The 2,606-nt window shown below is 61.0% G+C and carries 2 protein-coding genes; one reads left to right on the top strand and one right to left on the bottom strand.

The features are described from left to right. Positions 1-37: 37 nt before the first annotated feature. A protein-coding gene (locus tag ACLHRZ_RS37020) for an IS630 family transposase (protein WP_490422976.1) occupies positions 38-1,128 on the bottom strand; the annotation gives its coding sequence in 2 pieces (ribosomal slippage) (positions 38-673 and positions 676-1,128; 1,089 coding nt in all). Positions 1,129-1,429: 301 nt separating this feature from the next. Here ACLHRZ_RS37020 and ACLHRZ_RS37015 point away from each other — a divergent pair. Then, positions 1,430-2,323: a sigma-70 family RNA polymerase sigma factor gene (locus ACLHRZ_RS37015; protein ID WP_490422975.1), complete on the top strand. Its 894-nt coding sequence runs from the start codon at positions 1,430-1,432 to the stop codon at positions 2,321-2,323. Positions 2,324-2,606: the final 283 nt, after the last annotated feature.

The following is a 2,606-nucleotide window of genomic DNA, read 5'->3' as shown; positions in this document are numbered from 1 at the left end:
CCATGAACCGCAGGCCGTTGACGAGGAGACGGGTTACTCAGGTTGAACTGGCGTTGTCCGGTGGCTCGATGATCAAGCCGGTTGCGGCAAGGCACCCGTCGATCAGGTGAGGTCGGTACTGGATCTTCTTGAGTTTGCGCTTGGTGACGCGCACGAGGTGGCTGAGGTCGGCGGCGGCGAAGTCGGCCAGGGACCGTTTGAGCAGGGACCAGACGCCTTCGGCAGGATTGACGTCCGGAGCGTACGAGGGGAGCTGGAACACCCGTAACCACGCCGCGTTCGACTCAGCGAACTCGCAGAGCTGCCGCGCGAGATGGACGTTGAGATTGTCCCAGCACCACACAAGAGGGCTCTTCAGCTGCAGGTGGGTGAAGATGATCAGGTCCCGGTACTCCTGCCAGGTGAAAGACTTCCGTTCGCCTCTGCGTCCATGCCAGATGTGGAGCCTGTAGAAGAAGTGGGAGCGTTCGCCGGAGCGGAAGCAGAGCACGCCGGCGATGTTCACGCGGCCCCGGTTGCTGCCGCGCACGCGGATCACGGGACGCATACCGCGTGGCGCCCATGTGTGGCCTTTGGGCGGCCTCAGGCCCTGCCCTGCCTCGTCCTCGAAGCAGACGTAGGCGCCCAGGTCGCCCGCGGTTGTTTTATCAGCGGCCACACCTCCCGCTTCCACACCTCGACGTCCTCGTCGGCACGCTCGATCGCCCAGCGCACGGGCACCTGCGCGGACCAGCCATGGCGCCGCAGCAGCTTCCACACACCCTGCACCGTGTACCCGACGTGGAACATCCGCCCGATCAGCAGCTTGACCCGCTTCAGCGTCCAGCCCTGGCTCTCGTCGTCCCAGCCGTGCACCAGCGGCCCACGTCTCAACTCACGCTCCAGACGCTCCCATTGCCTCGGACTGAGCCGCTCGACCGCCATCGGGCCCCTGGACCGCAACGCGTCCACGCCGGCTTCACGCCACGCATGCCGCCAGCGCCGCACAGAACGTGCGGTCACCCGCAGATCCCTCGCGATGCCTTCAGTGCTGTCCCCGCACTCGAAGCGCTCAGCTGCCTCCAGCCTCAGCTGTTCCCGCTTCTCCTGCTCTCTGGGCGTCAGCCCGCCCCCTTGCGCGTACCGCATGATGCCGTCGTACCGCGACGATCAACACCCGTCACGACCTTGCGGACAACGCCAGTTCATTCTGAGTAACACCAGCTGCCGCCACCGCCGAAAGCGAAACAAGGCCAAGCTTTGCAGACCTCTCCCCGACACCCCCACGGGCACTCCGAAGCTTCGAGCAGGGGCCCAATAGGGTTATCCTGAACGGATACAAAAAGCGCGAAACAGCAACGCACCACATCTTCAGGGCAGACACCCCAACAGATCTAGCTCAAACGACCTGTCCATCCCAAAAGCAAGAGGCAGGAAAAAGAGGTGAGAAATGCCTACCGTTCCGGCGCGGGAGAAACAAGGTGATCACACTTACCCCTACTCCGCCCTCATTGCGCGGGCGGATCCCGAGGATGACCATACAGGACGCCTGTTCCATCGACTAGCGCATCTCAAGGAGGGAAGTCCGGACCATCGGAACATTCGTAACCATCTGATCCTCACCCATGTCCCTATGGTCAACGCTACAGCAAACAGGCTCAGTCGACGCAGTAATTGCGATACAGACGACCTATTCCAAGCTGGCATGATCGGACTCATCAAGTCGATCGACCGCTACGACCCTAGCCGAGGGGTGCCGTTCAAAGCTTTTGCTCACCGGTACATCGACGGCGAGATTAAGCACTATTCCAGGGACAGCAGTTGGGCCGTCCACGTCCCTCGCGGAATGCAAGAGCTCACATTCGCCGTCGGTCGAGCCCGCTACGAGCTGACAGGGACACTCGGACGCAGCCCCAACAACAGCGAGCTCGCACATTATCTGGGCCAAAGCGAACCCGCCATCCGGGAAGCAATCATCGCGGCTAACGGATACCAATCACGTTCGTTAGATTCATTGCATCGCAGCTCTGAACTTCATTCACCTACGGGCCAGCCCCCACGCACAAACTCTCACGAACTGGCATTTTTTAATAAAGATTATCTACTCATCGAGAACCGAGAATATTTGCGCAGGCTGCTGATGCACCTAGACAGCAGAGATCGCAAAATGCTAGTCCTGCGCTATTATCAGCAGCTCAGCCAGGAGCAAATCGGGGTCAGATTAGGAATATCACAAATGCAGGTCTCCCGCCGCCTGGCCCGCACTCTGGCCATACTACGCCAGCTGGCCAGGCAAGAATCCATAAGCGATGGATGGGATAGCCCAGTCCAAGGCGACCCATGAACCGTTTCCTCTCCAAGGAGCTTCAGAGCGGCCGCTGATCGGGGGACGGTTGTATGGGCAGCCGCCCGGATCGCCCTGAACTCCAGCAAGACCGTCACGAAGTCGGCCGGGAGCCCGGCATGAACCCGGAAACGCCCCCGCGACTGGGTCAAGAAGCACAATCGGCGTCAGGAACTGTCAACGCTTCCTGAAATTTGCCCCGTACTCCTTGGTTCTGTCGGTGATCTTGGAGTTTCCCGGCGCGGCAACATGACATGACGTGCCCCGAGCCTGACGGACACGG

This window comes from Streptomyces sp. AM25, from assembly GCF_058146165.1.
Note: the sequence above shows the minus strand (reverse complement) of the source record. Positions and strands in the feature narration are given on the sequence as shown.

Excerpts from the sequence above, each read along its gene's own strand:
- ACLHRZ_RS37015 (WP_490422975.1), top strand. The coding sequence starts at position 1,430 with ATGCCTACCGTTCCGGCGCGGGAGAAACAAGGTGATCACACTTACCCC.